Raw genomic sequence first — 16,852 nt, forward strand, 5'->3', positions numbered from 1 at the left:
CGGCCATCAGTGCCGTCCGGACGCGGTTGCGGCGCTTGGTGGCGGTGGTGGCGGTGGTGGTCTCGTTACGGAAGGTCATGCGGTTCCTTTCGGAGCGGGATGCGGGCGTGCGGAACCAGGCCCCGGGGAGGGAGTGGGTTCGGGACGCGACGCTCGCGTGGTCGGGCACCGTGCGGGCTCCGGGGCGGTGAGGCCCTGGTGAGCGGCTCGTTCGGTGCAACGCATTCGAAGTTACGGGGGTGGGGGTGGCGTTTCAAGGATTCGCAGGTTCAGCCACGTCAGCGAAGGGTTACCGCTGGTATGGATCATGAAAATGGGTTGATTTGAAGGCAAATGTACAGATTTTCAAGATCGAATAACGGTCGGAAGTGGCCCGGGCCACGCCGGGGGGCCTGTGAGGCCGCGCACACGGTCGACGGGGAGTGGCGCCCCGGTTCCGGCGCGTACGGAAACGGGGGTCCGGGACGGGGTGCGGAGGCGGCGCCGGGTGGTCCGGGCCACAGCCCTCACGCGCCGCGGCCGCCGCGGTCACCCGCTGTGCACGAACGGCCCCGGTGGGGGCGAGGTCAGACGTCCGAGCCGCTGACCCGCGTGCTCCAGCGCCCGATGGCGACCTTCACCGGCAGCAGCACCAGCCAGCCCCAGACCACCCGCGATCCGATCAGGAAGCTCAGCGGCGCCGTGGCGGCGAAGACGACCACCGTGGCCCCGAGGTCCGCCAGGTAGGCGTGTGCCTCCCGGTCGGGCAGCGGCTCCGCCCGGAGCCACGGGCGCCTCCACACCACGAGCAGCAGCGTGAACTGGGTGCTGCCCAGGACGGCGACCGCCGCCGAGTAGATGGCCACGGCCGAGGGCTCGCGGCCGTACTCGGCGATCAGGGAGGTGGGGAACGGGAGCAGGGCCGCCACCCCGAGGCCGAACAGCGTCAGCCGGATGACCAGGCCGTCCACCTGCCGGACGCCGAGGAACAGGCGGTGGTGGTCGCGCCAGAAGGCCGCCAGGACGAGGAAGCTCAGGGCGTACGCGCCGACCTGGGGAAGGAGCTCGTGCAGCTCGCGGTGGAACTCGGCGGAATCGAGGCCGTCCGGGAGCTTGATGTCGATGGCGAGCAGGGTGATCGCGATGGCGTAGACGCCGTCGGCCAGCGCGATCAGCCGTTCCGGCCTGCCGAGCAGGGGCTCCGGGGCTGTCGAGGTCGTCATCCTGCCGACCTTAGGGAGCGGAGGGCCGGGAGCGGGGCAGGCCCGGCGATCCACCGGGCCGTGTCCCGCTCCCGGCCGCGTGCCGCGCCCGGTGGTGTCCCGCTTCCGGCCGCGCCCGCTTCCGGCCGCGCCCGCTTCCGGCCGCGCCCGCTTCCGGCCGCGCCCGCTTCCGGCCGCGCCCGCTTCCGGCCGCGCCCGCTGCCGGCCGCGTGCCGCGCCGCGGGTCAGGAGCCGGCGGTGGCCGCCTGGAGGGTGGTCGCCATGATCGGGCTGGTGAAGGTGTTCGTGGCGTTCCCCGGGGACGGGTGGTAGGAGCCCCACTTGAGGTAGTTGCGGTTCCCGTCCCAGGTGGTGCCCTTGAAGGTGCCGGAGCCGGTGGTGAAGGTCTGCTTCACCCCGTCGAACCAGAAGTCGATGGTGCCGTTGGTGCGACCGAGCCGGATCTTCAGGGCGTAGGAGTGCCACTGGTTGTTGCTGGTCGGCGCGGTCCAGAGGGTGTGGGCGACGTGCTTCGTGTCCCACTCCTGGAGGCGGATGCGCCCGCTCGTCGCGTCGATCTCGATCGGGTGGTTCGCCGTGTTGGTGCTCGGCGAGCACTTGAGCTGGAAGACGTAGCGGCTGTTGGAGTCCTTGATGTTCAGCTTGGAGGACCAGCCGAGGTAGAAGGTGCTGCCCTCCTTGAGGTTCGGGCCGAGCGTCTCGCAACGCTCCTCGCCGGCGGCCTGGAAGGCCCGCCACACGGCGCCCTTGGCCGGGTCCTTCACAACGCCGAACTTCCCCTCCGCGCACTGCACGCCCGCGAAGGAGGAAGGGCCCTTGTTGGTGCTGGGGGTCCACAGGACGGTGTCCGCCGCGGTGGCGGAGCTGCCGGCGACGGCGGTGCCGCAGGTGATCGCGAACGCGCTGAGCGCCACGACACCGGCGGTGGTTCGATGGCGGTGGGCCTTGGACGGCATGTCTCTCCCGGGGGGACGAGTCGTCGGAATCGGAGGCCGACCGGGTGGTCGGCCCGGACGTGCGGAGCGATTCGACCATCTGACGACCCGTGGGACCAGCCGGGCCGACCGGGAGTGGCCCTTTCGGGCAACACCGCCGGTCGGCCCGTTCCGGTGGACGGCCGAGGAGGGCTGCCGGGGGAGGGCCGGCGCGGGAACGGCGCGGTAACGGTGGGGGAGGACGGGGGAGGACGGGGATCTATGCCCTGGGGCCGCCCGGCGCCGCCCCGGACTCCCCGGACTCCGCGGAGGCCGCGTCGTAGGAGGAGGTGCCCGAGTCGAGCAGTGGCTCCTGGGTCCTGAGGTGCGCCGGGGCCAGCGCGCGCAGCACGTGGTAGCCGGTGATGACCACCAGGGTGCCCAGGGCGATGCCGCTGAGGCTGAAGGTGTCGGTGAACTTCAGGGTGACGTTGCCGATGCCGATGATGATGCCCGCGGCGGCCGGCACCAGGTTCAGCGGATTGCGCAGGTCCACCCCGGACTTCACCCAGATCTGCGCGCCGAGCAGGCCGATCATGCCGTAGAGGATGACGGTGATGCCGCCGAGCACCCCGCCCGGGATCGCGGCGACCACGGCGCCGAACTTCGGGCAGATGCCGAAGAGCAGGGCGAAACCGGCCGCGGCCCAGTAGGCGGCGGTGGAGTAGACCCGGGTGGCGGCCATGACGCCGATGTTCTCGGAGTACGTGGTGTTCGGCGGTCCGCCGAGCGCGGTGGACAGCATCGAGCCGACGCCGTCGGCCGAGATCGCGGTGCCGAGCCGGTCGTCCAGGTTCCGGCCGGTCATCTCGCCGACGGCCTTGATGTGCCCGGCGTTCTCCGCGACCAGCGCGATCACCACGGGCAGCGCCACCAGGATCGCGGACCACTCGAACGAGGGGCCGTGGAAGGAGGGCAGACCGATCCAGTCCGCCGAGCCGACGCCGGACAGGTTCAGCCGCCAGTGGTCGGTGAGCTGTCCGGCCGCGTCCACCGAGTGGATCTTCCCGAAGATCCGGTCGAACAGCCAGGAGATCCCGTAGCCGAAGAGCAGCCCGAGGAAGATCGCCACCCGCGACCAGAAGCCGCGCAGGCACACCACGGCCAGCCCGGTGAACAGCATCACCAGCAGCGCCGTCCATTGGTCCTGCGGCCAATAGGTCGAGGCGGTGACGGGCGCCAGGTTGAAGCCGATCAGCATGACCACGGCGCCGGTGACGATCGGCGGCATCGCGGCGTGGATGATCCGCGCCCCGAACCACTGGACCGCCACCCCCACCAGGAACAGCACCGCGCCCACGACGAACACGGCGCCGGTGACGGTGGCGCTGGTGCCGCCCTGGGCCCGGATCACCGCGGCCACGCCGACGAAGGACAGCGAGCAGCCGAGGTAGCTGGGGACCCGGCCCCGGGTGGCGAGCAGGAAGACGACGGTCGCGACGCCGGACATCATGATCGCCAGATTGGGGTCCAGCCCCATCAGCACCGGCGCCACGAAACTCGCGCCGAACATGGCCACCACGTGCTGGGCGCCCAGCCCCGCCGTCCTGGGCCAGGAGAGCCGTTCGTCGGGACGGACGACCGCTCCCGGTGCGGGCGTACGCCCGTCACCGTGCAGCTTCCAGCGCACGCCGAGATCCATGTGGGGGTTCGCTTTCTCTGTACTTCCGGGTACTTCCGGTGGACTGTGCCGCACCATTCTCCTGGTCAGCGGCCCCTCCGCGGGCCCCGGCGCCACCGGAATTACTGTTATGCCAATTGACACACCATCAAACCGGCTCCTACGCTCCCGGTCATGGAGCAAGAACCCGTACGCCGCGGCCGGCCGCGCAAGGACCCGGAACGACTGGCGCGCTGGACCCCGCCCGACGGCTGGTCACGGCTGGTCGCGTGGGTCTCGCCGGAGGAGAAGAAGGCGCTCAAGCACGTCGCGGTGGACGCCGAGGTCTCGGTCGCCGACCTGGTCCGGGCCCTGGCGAGCGGGCTGGCCACGGGGGCGATCACGCACGGGGAACTGGTCGGACAGGTCAGGAGAGGCAGGCAGGTCATGGAGAAGATCCCCACACTGTTCGAGCGCGACGGCGACTTCCGCGTCATGGACCGTCCACGGGCCGAGTGCGCCTGGGTGTTCGCCGGGGAGGGCGCGCCGACGGAGAAACTGGACGGCACCAATGTGCGGCTGACCGTCCGCGGCGGCCACCTGGTACGGGTGGAGAAGCGGCGCAACCCGAGCAAGGCGCAGAAGAAGCAGGGCATCGTCGACGGCTGGTACACCGACACCGACGAGGACGGGCCCGAGGACCGCTGGATCCTGGCCGCGGCCGGCAACACCGACGTGACCGCGTGGCCGGACGGCGAGCACGCCTGCGAGGCCCTCGGCCCGCGGATCCAGGGCAACCCGTTGGAGCTGGACGACCACCTGTGCGTGCCGTTCGACCTCGCGGCGCCGGTGTACGCGGCCGTGCCGCGCAGCTACGACGGCCTGCGGGAGTTCCTGGCCGGCCTGGAGAGCCGTTACGCCCCGGGCAGCCCGGCGGAGGGAATCGTGTTCCACCACCCCGACGGGCGCCGCGCCAAGATCAAGCGCAAGGACTTCCCCGCGCTGGCCTGACCGACCGCACCGGCCCGCCCGGCCGGTCTGCCGCCCAGGCCGGTCGGCCGCCCGGCCGGTGAGCCGCCCCGCCGCCCTGTCAGTCGGCGGCGGGCGCCGCCGCCGGGCCGCCGTCCACCGAGACACCCACGAGGCAGGTGTCGTCGTCGGTGTCCGAGGCGCTGTAGCGAAGCAGGTGGTCGAGGGTCGCCTCCAGGTCCGTCCGGCCGTCGGCGCCGGGGCGGTGCGCCTTCTCGGTCAGGGCGAGCAGGCCGGTCAGGGAGGCGTGCACCGACTGGTCGCGGCGCTCGATCAGGCCGTCGGTGAACATCACCAGCGTGTCGCCCGGCTCCAACTGGAGCACCTGTTCCTCGTAGTCGGCGTGGTCGAGGGCGCCGAGGAGCAGGCCGCCGATCTGCGGCAGCGTCGCCGCCCGCCCGGCCCGCAGCAGGACCGGTGGCAGATGGCCGGCCCTGGCCCAGCGCAGCCGGCGGGTGGCGGGCTCGTAGATGCCGCAGACCGCGGTGGCGGTGACGTTGTCGGTGAGATGGTGGGTGACGCTGTTGAGCCAGCTCAGCAGCTGGGCCGGCCCGGCGCCGGTGGCGGCCAGGCCGCGCAGGGCGTTGCGCAGGGCGACCATGCCGGTGGCGGCCTCGATGCCGTGCCCGGCGACGTCCCCCACGCACAGCAGGACGTCGCCCGAGGGCAGGGTGAGCGCGTCGTACCAGTCGCCGCCGACCAGGTGCTCCTTCTCGGCCGGCCGGTAGCGCACGCCGACCCGGAGGTTCGGCAGGTCCAGCGGGCCCCGGGCGGGCGGCATGATGGCGTGCTGGAGCCGGAGCGCCAGGCGGCTGCGCTCGGCGGCCTGCTGCTCGCTCTGGGCGAGCTGGTCGCGGGTGGCGGCGAGCGCGACCTCCGTCCAGTGCTGGGCGGAGATGTCCTGGTAGGCGCCGCGGACGATCCGCACACTCCGGTCGGCCTCCGGCACCGGCTCGGCGACCACCCGGATGTGCCGGGTGACGCCGTCGGGCCGCTGGAGCCGGAAGGCGGTGGAGGCCGGCCGGTGGTGGTGCAGCAGGGTGCGCAGGAAGCGGTCGATCGCGCCCCGGTCGTCCGGGTGGGCGTGCTCGCCGAGGTGCTCCAGCGGGATCGGCGGCGCGGTGGTGGGCATCCCGTGCAGCTCGAACAGGGTGTCGTTCCAGGCGATGTGACGGCTGCGGAGGTTCTCCTCGAAGCCGCCGATCCGGCCCAGGCGCTGCGCGTGCTGGAGCAGCCGGGCGACGCGCGAGGTGCCGTCCTCCAGCCGCCAGATCACCAGGACGTGGCTGCCGTGCCGGCTGATGCTGACCCGGGCCCGGGTGTGCAGGGGCACACCGTCGACCATGGCGGAGAGCCGCATGTTCCCGGTGCGGAAGGACTCCCCGGTGACGAAGACGTGCTCGATCTTCTCGGCCAGGCCGCCCGCCTCGGCCGCGAGCGGGTACGCCTCCAGCAGCCGGGCGCCGACGACGGCGCCGGCGGGCCGGCCGGCGAAGTCCACGAAGACGGGGTTGACGTGCCGGACGAGGAACTGCAGCGGCGCGTCCGCGCTGCCGGGGGCCAGCCGGAGGACGAGGCAGGGGTCGAAGACACCACCGGTCAGCCGGCGCAGGCCGTCCAGTTCGCCGTCCTCGGTCCCGGCGTCCGTCCCGTCGCCGGTCCAGGTCTCCAGGGTGGCGGCGGCGAGTTCCGCGAGCGCCTCGAACTGGCGCCGCAGCGCCGGGGACTGCTCCGGCGGCGAGCCGGCCCAGCACACCTCCAGCACCCCGATCAGCCGTCCGCCGATCCCGGCCGGCACCGTGAGGCGGCCACCGGTGAACTCGTGCTGGCCGATGGTCGGCCCGGCGGCCCCGGTCGGGCCGGCGAACTGCACGGCCTCGCGTTCGGCCAGGGCCCGCCGGGCGGGGGTGAGGACCCCGGGCGGCACGTGCCGCCAGCGCTGGGCCTCGGCCTCGCCGAACCCCGCGCTGCCGCGCAGCGACAGCGACTGGTCGGGGTTGGCCGCCCAGATCGCGACGGCCACCGCTCCCAGCGGGCGCAGGGCGTGTTCGAGCATCGACTCGGCCGCCGCCTGGGTGTCGGCGGCGAGGGCGTGCGCCTGGGTGGTGCGCAGCCGGACGGCGGCGGCGTCGGCGGCCCGGTCCACGGAAGAGGCGACGAAGGTCCGGGCGACCGCCGAGATCCGGTCGGCGGACGCCTGGTTGACCAGGTCGGCGGCGAAGTCCAGGACGGGGACGCCGGCCTGTTCGGCCAGTGAGGTCAGGTGGCCGGCGGCCTGGGTGGGGCCGCAGCGCAGCCGCTCGACCAGGACACCGGCCGCGAGTTCCACCAGGGAGCGTCCGGCGGCGTCGGAGTGGGCCCGGTCGAGCTCGGCGCGCAGGCGCTCGACCGTGACGGCGAGTCGGCTGACGGCGCCGGGCTCGCGCTCGGCCGGGGCGGGGTCCAGCGGCGGCCGGGTCATCGGTTGCTCCTCGACCGGCCAGTCACGTCCCTCGACCGGTCGGCCGCGTCCCGGACGGCGGCCGCGCCGCCCTGCGCGCCGGTCGGGGGGTGCGCGGTGAGGTGGCCCTTGATCCGGGCGATCAGCTCATCGGCGTCCACCGGCTTGGTGACGTAGTCGCTGGCCCCCGAGGCCAGGCTCTTCTCCCGGTCGCCGATCATCGCCTTGGCGGTGACGGCGATGATCGGCAGCCCCTCGTGCTCGGGCATGGCGCGGATCGCGGCGGTGGCCGTGTACCCGTCCATCTCCGGCATCATCACGTCCATCAGGATCACGTCGATCCCCGGGTGGGCGGCGAGCGATTCGAGCGCGGCGCGCCCGTTCTCGGCCTGCAGCACCCGCATGCCGTGCAGTTCCAGGATTCCGGTGATCGCGTAGAGATTGCGGTCGTCGTCGTCGACGACCAGCGCGGTGCGGCCGGTGAGCGAGGAGTCGATGTCGGGGCTCCAGTCGGACTCCGCCCGGCGGGCCGGCTGGGGGATGCCGCCGGGGCTGTCGGCGCTCATGTGCAGGACGATCCGTTCGCGCAGTTCGTCCAGGCTGGAGATGATCTCCAGCTTCCGGGCGCCGCCGTCGGCGAGGGCCTCGTCGGCGGCGGGGCCGCGGCCGCGGTGCGCCAGGATCGGCACCGCCTGCAGGGCCGGGTCGCCGTGCATCCCGCGCAGCAGTTCCAGTGCGGCGCCGTCGGGCAGGTCGAGCTCCAGGACGGCGCAGTGGCAGGGGGTGGCGGCGAGGGTGGCCGCGGCCTCCTGGGCGCCGACCGCGGTGATGATCTCCACGCCCTGCTGCGGCGGGTGCGGCAGCTCGGCGAGGGCGCTCTCGGCGACCAGCCGGAGCAGGCCGTGGGCGCGCGCCTCGACCACCAGCAGCCGGCGCGGCTGTCCGGCGGCGGGCGTGTCGGGGTCGGCCGCCGCGGCACCGCCGACGGCCGGGCCCCCGGGGAGCTCCGGGACCCGCTCCTCCCCGGGGGCCACCGACACGGTGCCGTCCGCCCGCTGTACGGGCAGGTAGAGGGTGAAGGTGCTGCCCCGGCCGACCGTGCTCTCGACCGTGATCGCGCCGCCGAGCAGATAGGCGATCTCCCGGCTGATGGACAGGCCGAGGCCGGTGCCGCCGTACTTGCGGCTGGTCGTTCCGTCGGCCTGCTGGAAGGCGCCGAACACGGTCTCCAGGTGCTGGGGCGCGATCCCGATGCCGGTGTCGGTGACACGCAGGGCGAGCACCGGGGCGCCGCGCCGCACCCCGTCGGGCAGTTCGGCCTCGGTGGCGGACTCGATCCGCAGCCCGACCCGGCCGTGCTCGGTGAACTTGACCGCGTTGGACAGCAGGTTGCGCAGCACCTGGCGCAGCCGGTAGTCGTCGGTGTGGAGTTCGGTGGGCACGCCGGGGGCGGTCTGCACCGCGAAGGCGAGGTTCTTCTGGGTGGTCATCGGGCGGAAGGTGGCCTCGACGTAGTCGAGCAGGGTGCGCAGCGGGAGCGCCTCCACGCTGAGGTCCATCTTGCCGGCCTCGACCTTGGAGAGGTCGAGGATGTCGTTGATGAGCTGGAGCAGGTCGGAGCCGGCCGAGTGGATGATGCCGGCGTACTCGACCTGCTTGGCGGTGAGGTTGCGGCTGGGGTTCTGGGCGAGCAGCTGGGCGAGGATGAGCAGACTGTTGAGCGGGGTGCGCAGTTCGTGGCTCATGTTGGCCAGGAACTCGGACTTGTACTTCGAGGCCAGGGACAGCTGGTGGGCGCGGTCCTCCAGTTCCTGTCTGGCCTGCTCGATCTCCAGGTTCTTGGTCTCGATGTCGCGGTTCTGCGCGGCCAGGAGTTCGGCCTTCTCCTCCAGTTCGGCGTTGGAGACCTGGAGTTCCTCCTGCCGGGCCTGCAACTCCTCGGAGCGCACCCGCAGTTCGGCGGTCAGCCGCTGGGACTCGCCGAGCAGTTCGTCGGTGCGGGCGTTGGCGATGATGGTGTTGATGTTGACGCCGATGGTCTCCATCAGCTGGTCCAGGAAGTCCCGGTGGACCTGGGTGAAGGGCCGTACCGAGGCGAGTTCGATGACGCCGAGGATCTGTTCCTCGACCACGATCGGCAGCACCACCAGGGACAGCGTCCCGGTGTGGCCGAGGCCGGAGGAGGCGGCCAGGTAGCCGGGCGGCAGGGCGTCGACGCTGATGGGCCGGCGGCTGCGGGCGGCCTGGCCGACGAAGGACTCGCCCAGGCGGAAGCGGGTCGGGCGCTCGCCGTCGGGGAAGGCGTAGGAGCCGACGAGCTGGAGCACCGTCCCGCCCGGTCCGTCCTCGGCGAGGTAGAAGGCGCCGCACTGGGCCGTGACGAGCGGGGCGAGCTCGTCCATCACGGCCTCGGCGACGACCCCGAGGTCGCGGCGGCCCTGCATCAGCGCCGAGAAGCGGGCGAGGTTGGTCTTGAGCCAGTCCTGCTCCTCGTTGGCGCGGGTGGTCTCGCGCAGCGACTCGACCATGAAGTTGACGTTGTCCTTGAGGTCGGCGACCTCGCCGGAGGCGTCGACGCTGATGGAGCGGGTGAGGTCGCCGGCGGCGACGGCTCCGGTGACCTCGGCGATGGCGCGCACCTGGCGGGTGAGGTTTCCGGCGAGTTCGTTGACGTTCTCGGTGAGGCGCTTCCAGGTGCCGGAGACACCCTCGACCTCGGCCTGGCCGCCGAGCCGGCCCTCGGTGCCGACCTCGCGGGCGACCCGGGTGACCTCGCCGGCGAACGAGGACAGCTGGTCGACCATCGTGTTCATGGTGGTCTTCAGCGCGAGGATCTCGCCGCGGGCGTCGACGTCGATCTTGCGGGTGAGGTCGCCCTCGGCGACGGCCGTGGTCACCTGGGCGATGTTGCGGACCTGGCTGGTGAGGTTGTGGGCCATGAAGTTGACGTTGTCGGTGAGGTCCTTCCAGGTGCCGGCGACGTTGGGGACGCGGGCCTGTCCGCCGAGGGTGCCCTCGGTGCCGACCTCGCGCGCCACCCGGGTCACCTCGTCGGCGAACACGGACAGGGTGTCCACCATGGTGTTGATCGCGTCGGCGAGCGCGGCGACCTCGCCCTTGGCCTCGACGGTGATCTTCCGGGAGAGGTCGCCCCGGGCGACGGCGGTGGCCACCTCGGACATCGAGCGGACCTGGCCGGTCAGGTTGGAGGCCATCACGTTGACGTTGTCGGTGAGGTCCTTCCAGGTGCCGGAGACGCCCCGGACGGTGGCCTGGCCGCCGAGGTTGCCCTCGGTGCCGACCTCGCGGGCGACCCGGGTGACCTCGTCGGCGAACGCGGAGAGCTGGTCGACCATCGTGTTGATGGTCTCCTTGAGGTCCAGGATCTCGCCGCGGGCGTCCACCCGGATCTTCTGCGACAGGTCGCCTTCGGCCACCGCCGTGGTCACCGAGGCGATCGCCCGGACCTGCGCGGTGAGGTTGTCGGCCATGACGTTGACGGACTCGGTGAGGTCGCGCCAGGTGCCGGAGACGTCCCGGACGTCGGCCTGGCCGCCGAGCCGGCCCTCGGTGCCGACCTCGCGGGCGACCCGGGTGACCTCGCCGGCGAACGAGGACAACTGGTCGACCATGGTGTTGATGGTGGTCTTGAGCTCCAGGATCTCGCCCCGGGCGTCGACGGTGATCTTCTGCGACAGGTCGCCGCGGGCGACGGCGGTGGCGACCTGGGCGATCGCGCGGACCTGGCCGGTGAGGTTGCCGGCCATGAAGTTCACCGAGTCGGTGAGGTCCCGCCAGGTGCCGGAGACGCCCTTGACGTCGGCCTGGCCGCCGAGGATGCCCTCGGTGCCGACCTCGCGGGCGACCCGGGTCACCTCGCCGGCGAACGAGGACAACTGGTCGACCATCGTGTTGACGGTGTTCTTCAGCTCCAGGATCTCGCCCCGGGCGTCGACGGTGATCTTCTGCGACAGGTCGCCCTGGGCCACCGCGGTGGCGACCTCGGCGATGTCACGGACCTGGGTGGTCAGATTGCCCGCCATGGCGTTCACGGAGTCGGTCAGGTCGGCCCAGGTGCCGGACACGCCCGGCACCTGGGCCTGGCCGCCGAGCCGGCCCTCGGTGCCGACCTCGCGGGCGACCCGGGTCACCTCCGAGGTGAAGTGCGACAGTTGGTCGACCATGCCGTTGAAGACGACGGCGATCTCGCCCAGCAGCCCGTCGGCGTCGCCCGGCAGCTCGGTGCTGAAGTCCCCGTCGCGTACGGCGGTCAGACCCGCCAGCAGCAGTCTCAGCTCCGGCTCGCCGGTCGGCGCCGGGTCCGGTCCCCGTCCGTCGACCCGGCGGGAAGCGGGGATCGGTGTCGAGCCAGCCATCGAGCATCGCCCTTTCTGGTGCACAGCGGGGCCCGGGACCCGTGGCGCCGTGCCCGGCGGACCGGGCTGCGGCGCCCGGGACACGGGTACGCACGTCTCCTCGTGAGGCTACCGTCATTCCGTGCCGGGACGGCGGGCCCGTCGAGGTCCTCGGCCCCGGGGTCCTGTGTGCCGGGTCACTTGACCGAACCGGCGGTGAGGCCGGAGACGACGTGGCGCTCGATGACGGCGAACAGCACCACCACCGGCAGGATCGCGATCACGGAGCCGGCGAAGAGGAAGTTCCACTGGACGGTGTAGTTGCCGATGAAGCTGTTGATGCCGACCGTCAGCGGCTGGCTGTCGGACCGGGTGGAGAGCGTGAGTCCCATCACGAACTCGTTCCAGGCGGAGATGAAGGTGAAGATGACCGCGGTGACGATGCCGGGCATCGCCAGCGGGAGCACCACCTTCCGCAGGGTGCCGAACCGTCCGAGCCCGTCGAGCATCGCGGCCTCCTCCAGTGCCACCGGGATGGAGCCGATGTAGGCGGTGAGGATCCAGATGGTGAAGGCGAGGTTGAAGGCGGCGTTGCAGAGGATCAGCGTCCACACCGAGTTGAGCATGTCGAGCTGGTGGAACTCGCGGTAGAGCCCGACCAGCAGCGCCGTCGGCTGGAACATCTGGGTGACCAGGACGAGCAGCAGGAACAGCTTGCGGCCGCGGAAGCGGGTGCGGGCGGTGCAGTACGCGGCCGGCAGGGCCACCGCGAGGGCCAGCAGGGTGGAGCCGCCGGCGACGAGCAGGGTGACCCGGAGGTTGGCGCCGAGGGTGGAGTCCCGCCACACGTCGACGAGGTTGGACCAGGCGAAGTGGCTGGGCAGGTAGGTGGCGTCCCGCAGTTCGTCGGCCGGCCGGACGGCGGTGACGACCATCTCCAGATAGGGCAGCAGGAACAGCGCGGCCAGCCCCCAGGCGAGGGCGGTGACGACGAGGGTGCGGGGGCGGAGCGGCTCGCGCCGGGCGCGGAGCATGGTCTGAGGCTGCATCAGTTCTCCTCCTGGTTCCACCGGCTGACCCTGAGGAAGAGGAGGACCATCAGGACGACCAGGGCGAAGTTGACGACGGACATGGCGGCCGACTCGGCGATGTCGGTGTTCTTCAACTGGTACATGAACACCGTGGTGGTGGCGGTGTCGCTGTTGGGCCCGCCCTGGGTCATGCCCCAGATGACGGGGAAGGAGTTGAAGACGTTGATCAGGTTGATCACCAGCCCGACCAGGAAGGCCGGCCGCAGCAGCGGCAGGGTGATCCGCAGGTAGGTCTGGAACGCGGTGGCGCCGTCCACCCGGGCCGCCTCGTGCAGTTCGGCGGGGACGGTCTGCAGGCCGGCCAGCAGGGTGTAGGTGGTGAAGGGCAGCGACACGAAGACCGCGACCAGCATCATCCAGGGCCAGGCGGTGCCCGGGTCGCCGAGCCAGTCCCGGGGGCCGTCGATCAGCCCCAGGTCGTGGAACAGGGTGTTGAGCACCCCGGAGGTCTGGTTGAGCATCCACTTGAAGCCGATGGAGGTCATCAGCACGGACGCCGCCCAGGGTGCGATCAGCGCCCAGCGGGTGAAGCGGCGTCCGGGGAAGCGCTGGTCGAACAGCTGGGCCAGGGCCAGGGCCAGCAGCATCGTCAGGCCGACCACGGCCAGCGTCCAGACCACCGTGTGCAGGAGCACCCGGCCGAGGTCCGGCTCGTCGAAGAGCTTGCGGTACTTGTCGAGTCCGGCCGAGCCGCGGACGAAGCCACTGGTGCTGATCCGCAGGAAGGAGGTGCGGATCATCTCGTAGACCGGCCACAGGACCACCAGGACGATCAGCAGGAGAGCCGGACCGATCCATGGCAGCGGGCCGAGCCGGACCCCGCGGGACCGGGTGGCCCGGTCCCGGCCGGGCGTCTGCCGACCGGCCCTCCGGGCTTGTGGGGCAGCTGACTTGAGGGACACGAGGGTGCCTTCCGGACGTGTGGGGCTCCGCCGGCCGGGCGGTGCGCGGGGAGGGCGCGCGCCGCCCGGAGGGTGCGGCGGTCGTGGCGGGAACGGCGGTTGTGGCGGTCGTGGCGGGTGCGGCGCCGTGGACCCGGGGGCGTGACCTACTTGTCGGCGACCGCGGCCTGGGCCTTCTTCTGCAGCTCGCCCAGCACCTTGGCGGGGTCGTCGGCGACCGCGGAGCCGATGCCCTTCTTGAGCTCGGCGGAGACCGCGTCCCAGGCGGTGTCGCCCAGGGGGTAGAAGGCGGCGCCGGGCAGCAGGGCGAAGAAGGGTTCGAGGTCCTTGTGCTTGCCGCCCGTGCTCATCTCCTTCAGGGTGTCCTGGGTGACGGGCATCAGGTTGTAGGTCTCGACGAACTTGAGGGTGTTCTCCTTGGAGTAGGCGAAGTCGAGGAAGGTCCTGATCTGCTCCGCGTGGCCGTTCTTCTTGAACGCCATGGTCCAGTCCGCCACGCCCAGGGTGGACTTGAGGGGCCCGGTCTTGCCGGGGACGGGGGCGACGCCGTAGTCGACCTTGCCGTCGGTGGACATCGAGATCAGCGAGGGGTGGCCGTTGAGCATGGCGGTCTTGCCCGCGGCGAAGTCGGCGAAGGCGGTCTTGCGGTCGGTGGAGGCGGGGTTGGCGTAGGTGAGGCCCGGCTGCACCAGGTTGGCCTTCAGCCAGCCGAAGGTCTCGACGTTGGCCGGGCTGTCGACGGTGTAGGCGCCGCTGCGGTCGGTGTGGCCGCCGCCGTTGCCGAGCTCCCAGATCATGCTCTCGCCCTGCGCCTCCTCCGGGCCCAGCGGCAGGGCGTAGGGGACCACGCCCGGCACCTTCGCCCTGATCTTCTCGGCGTCGGCCTTCAGTTCGTCCCAGGTGGTGGGGGGCTGGGCGATGCCGGCCTGCTGGAAGAGGGCCTTGTTGTAGAAGAAGGCGCGGGCGGAGGAGACGAACGGGATGCCGTACTGGGTGTCCTTGACCTTGCCGGCGTCGGCGAAGGTGGCGATCAGGTTGGCCCGGGTCGCGGTCGAGAGCACGTCCTCGGCCTTGTAGAGGAGGTCGTCCGCGACCTTGTCGGCGTAACCGCCGGTCTGCAGCACGTCGGGGACGTTCCCGCTCTGGATCATGGTCTTGACCTGCTTGTCGATGTCGTTCCAGTTGATGACCTGGACATCGACCTTGATGTCGGGGTGGGCCGCGGTGAAGGCGGCGGCGACACCGTCCCAGTAGCCCTTGGAGCTGTTGGACGCCTTGTCGCCGTAGTCGGCCGCGACCAGCTTGAGGGTGACGTTCCCGCCGCCGGAGCCGCTGGATCCGCCGCTGCCGCACGCGGTGAGCGTCAGCGCCGCGGTGGCGCAGAGCAGGGGGATGCCGAGGAGTCGCTTGTTCATGGCCGTGTACCGCCTTCGTCCTGCGAACCCGTGCCAGGGGGCGGGTTCGTTCCTGGGAGTGCAGAAGCCGCGCACCGCACCGGTGCGTCGCGGGGGCTGGGGGAGGCCGCCGCTCGGTGCACCTGTCGGCTGTTCAACGGGCGGGCAACCGGCCATGGCTGCTTGATAGTGCTTGAAGATGGCCAGTTTCGCGCAAATGTGAAGTGCCCGTTGTGCACGGAAGTATTCACGAGGGGCGCCGGGCGGTCTAGTTGCTGTTACCGGACCGTTGCGGACGCGCCGCCGGCCGGACGGTTCGGTCGCTCCCGGCGGACAGATCCGACGGACCGTCAGTTCCGTTGTCGGGCCAGGTCGGAGTGGTCGCTCGGACTCCTGGGGCGGCCGCGGCGAGTTCGGGACGGCGAGCCGGGCCCGGGCCCGGGGCGGGTGGGGGGAGCGGGGTGCGGCCCTCTGCTCAAATTTGTTTGCAAGGGGTGCAAAAGCACGGAGTGCGCACGTCGGCGCTCGCGCGGTCCGGTGCGTGCACGACGAAGCCCCCGGCGGCGGGTCGCGGTGGTCGCGGGTCCGGGCCGGGGGCTGCGAGTGGGGGTGTGGGCGGGCGGGGCCGGGCGGGCGTGGGGTCAGGCGCGCAGTACGCGCACGCCGCAGCCGGTGACGGCCTTCTCCTGCGCGCCGGTCAGCCCGTCGTCGGTGACGAGGTCGTGGATGTCCGTGAGCGGGCAGATCGCGGCGAAGGTCACCAGTCCGACCTTGCTGCTGTCCGCCAGGACGACGGAGCGCGCGGCACTGCGCAGGAAGGCCCGGTCGGTGTGGGCCTCCATCTCGTCGTGGGTGGTGCAGCCCTCGCTCGCGGTCAGGCCGTCGACGCCGATGAACGCGACGTCCAGGTGGTACTGCGAGAGCATCCGCTCGGCCGCCGGCCCGACCAGCTCGTAGCTGGCCGACCGCGCGATGCCGCCGACCACCACCAGGCGGATCTCCGGCCGGACGATCAGGTCGGCGGCGATGTTGACCGCGTTGGTCACGATGGTGACCCCGCCGCGCTCGGCGAGCACCCGGGCCAGCTCGCTGGTGGTGGTGCCCCCGGTCAGGCCGACCACGGCGCCCTCCGGCACCAGGCGTTCGGCCGCCAGGGCGATCCGGCGCTTCTCGGCCTGCCGCTTGCCGTGCCGGTGGCGCAGCGGCAGCTCCAGATTGACGGTGCCGGTCACCGCTCCGCCGCGGGTGCGGTGCAACAGGCCCTGGTCGTGGAGCTCCTGGAGGTCGCGCCGGACCGTCGCGGTGGAGACGCCCAGCAACTCCGCCAGCGCGTGCACGTCGGCGCTCCCCGCTTCGGTGACATGAGCGAGGATCTTGGCGGTCCGGTCAGCTTTGAGCATGTCGGGGAGTCTAGACGAGGCTTGGTCCGTACCACAGCGGCGGCTTCGGAACGCGGGGAGCGGCGCTTCGGCGCTGGCGGGACGGCAGGTATGTGACAAGTCGGCCCCGGGGTCAAGATGCTCGGATCTGATTAAAGTACCCGGCACAGCAAGCAGTTTCGATCGACGCGCTGCCGACCGCCGCCCGCGGCCACGATCCGACCGGCGGGGCGGAGGGCGGCGGTCCGCGTCCTCTTCCCGGAGGTGACCGCGTGACCGCGGACCGACTCGCACTGTCCGGCGCCCGGCTGGTCCTGCCCGGCGGCGTCGTGGAGCACGGCCGACTCTCGATCGGGGGGACGACCATCGCCGACGTCGGCGGTGCCGCCGTGCCCGGCGACCTCGACCTGACCGGGTACACCGTCGTGCCCGGCTTCGTCGACCTGCACGTGCACGGCGGCGGCGGCGCCTCCTACGCCTCCGGCA

General features: G+C 72.0%; 10 protein-coding genes and 1 pseudogene. 2 read left to right on the top strand and 9 right to left on the bottom strand.

The genetic code is table 11. The annotated features are described in order from the left end of the window. Positions 1-566: 566 nt before the first annotated feature. The 3 genes from ACIQ9P_RS39025 to ACIQ9P_RS39035 all read right to left on the bottom strand — a co-directional run bounded on the left by ACIQ9P_RS39025 (position 567) and on the right by ACIQ9P_RS39035 (position 3,818). A complete protein-coding gene (locus ACIQ9P_RS39025) occupies positions 567-1,202 on the bottom strand; it encodes a TMEM175 family protein (protein ID WP_402367214.1) in 636 nt (211 codons plus the stop codon). A 224-nt stretch (positions 1,203-1,426) separates the two neighbouring features. Continuing rightward, on the bottom strand, positions 1,427-2,158 hold the full coding sequence (locus tag ACIQ9P_RS39030) for a heparin lyase I family protein (protein ID WP_402367217.1): 732 nt from the start codon (positions 2,156-2,158) through the stop codon (positions 1,427-1,429). 238 nt (positions 2,159-2,396) lie between these two features. After that, positions 2,397-3,818 carry a uracil-xanthine permease family protein gene (locus ACIQ9P_RS39035; protein ID WP_402367220.1) on the bottom strand — a complete coding sequence of 474 codons (1,422 nt, stop codon included), beginning with the start codon at positions 3,816-3,818 and terminating at the stop codon, positions 2,397-2,399. Positions 3,819-3,971: 153 nt separating this feature from the next. Between ACIQ9P_RS39035 and ACIQ9P_RS39040 the strand changes: the two genes are divergently transcribed. Next, positions 3,972-4,787, top strand: coding sequence for a hypothetical protein (locus ACIQ9P_RS39040; RefSeq protein ID WP_402367223.1), 816 nt, complete (start codon positions 3,972-3,974; stop codon positions 4,785-4,787). Positions 4,788-4,866: 79 nt separating this feature from the next. Here ACIQ9P_RS39040 and ACIQ9P_RS39045 read toward each other — a convergent pair whose 3' ends face one another. From ACIQ9P_RS39045 to ACIQ9P_RS39070, 6 genes are all read right to left on the bottom strand, one after another. Continuing rightward, on the bottom strand, positions 4,867-7,266 hold the full coding sequence (locus ACIQ9P_RS39045; protein WP_402367226.1) for a PP2C family protein-serine/threonine phosphatase: 2,400 nt from the start codon (positions 7,264-7,266) through the stop codon (positions 4,867-4,869). Beyond that, on the bottom strand, positions 7,263-11,621 hold the full coding sequence (locus ACIQ9P_RS39050) for a HAMP domain-containing protein (RefSeq protein ID WP_402367228.1): 4,359 nt from the start codon (positions 11,619-11,621) through the stop codon (positions 7,263-7,265). The genes ACIQ9P_RS39045 and ACIQ9P_RS39050 overlap by 4 nt, the downstream gene beginning before the upstream one ends. 176 nt (positions 11,622-11,797) lie before the next feature. Next, positions 11,798-12,649: a carbohydrate ABC transporter permease gene (locus tag ACIQ9P_RS39055; protein ID WP_402367231.1), complete on the bottom strand. Its 852-nt coding sequence runs from the start codon at positions 12,647-12,649 to the stop codon at positions 11,798-11,800. Then, positions 12,649-13,593 (bottom strand): carbohydrate ABC transporter permease, encoded by a 945-nt coding sequence (locus ACIQ9P_RS39060; RefSeq protein ID WP_402367233.1) that lies wholly within the window; start codon positions 13,591-13,593, stop codon positions 12,649-12,651. The genes ACIQ9P_RS39055 and ACIQ9P_RS39060 overlap by 1 nt, the downstream gene beginning before the upstream one ends. Positions 13,594-13,739: 146 nt before the next feature. Next, positions 13,740-15,008, bottom strand: a complete 1,269-nt coding sequence (locus ACIQ9P_RS39065) for an extracellular solute-binding protein (RefSeq protein ID WP_402367235.1) — start codon at positions 15,006-15,008, stop codon at positions 13,740-13,742. 620 nt (positions 15,009-15,628) lie between these two features. Further along, positions 15,629-16,387 (bottom strand): DeoR/GlpR family DNA-binding transcription regulator, encoded by a 759-nt coding sequence (locus ACIQ9P_RS39070; RefSeq protein WP_320439008.1) that lies wholly within the window; start codon positions 16,385-16,387, stop codon positions 15,629-15,631. Positions 16,388-16,638: 251 nt separating this feature from the next. On the opposite strand from ACIQ9P_RS39070, the pseudogene ACIQ9P_RS39075 reads away from it, so the two are divergent. Beyond that, a pseudogene (locus ACIQ9P_RS39075) lies at positions 16,639-16,852 on the top strand (N-acetylglucosamine-6-phosphate deacetylase); the annotation flags it as partial.

The organism is Kitasatospora sp. NPDC094019 (assembly GCF_044764505.1).
In the GTDB taxonomy this organism is placed as follows: domain Bacteria; phylum Actinomycetota; class Actinomycetes; order Streptomycetales; family Streptomycetaceae; genus Kitasatospora.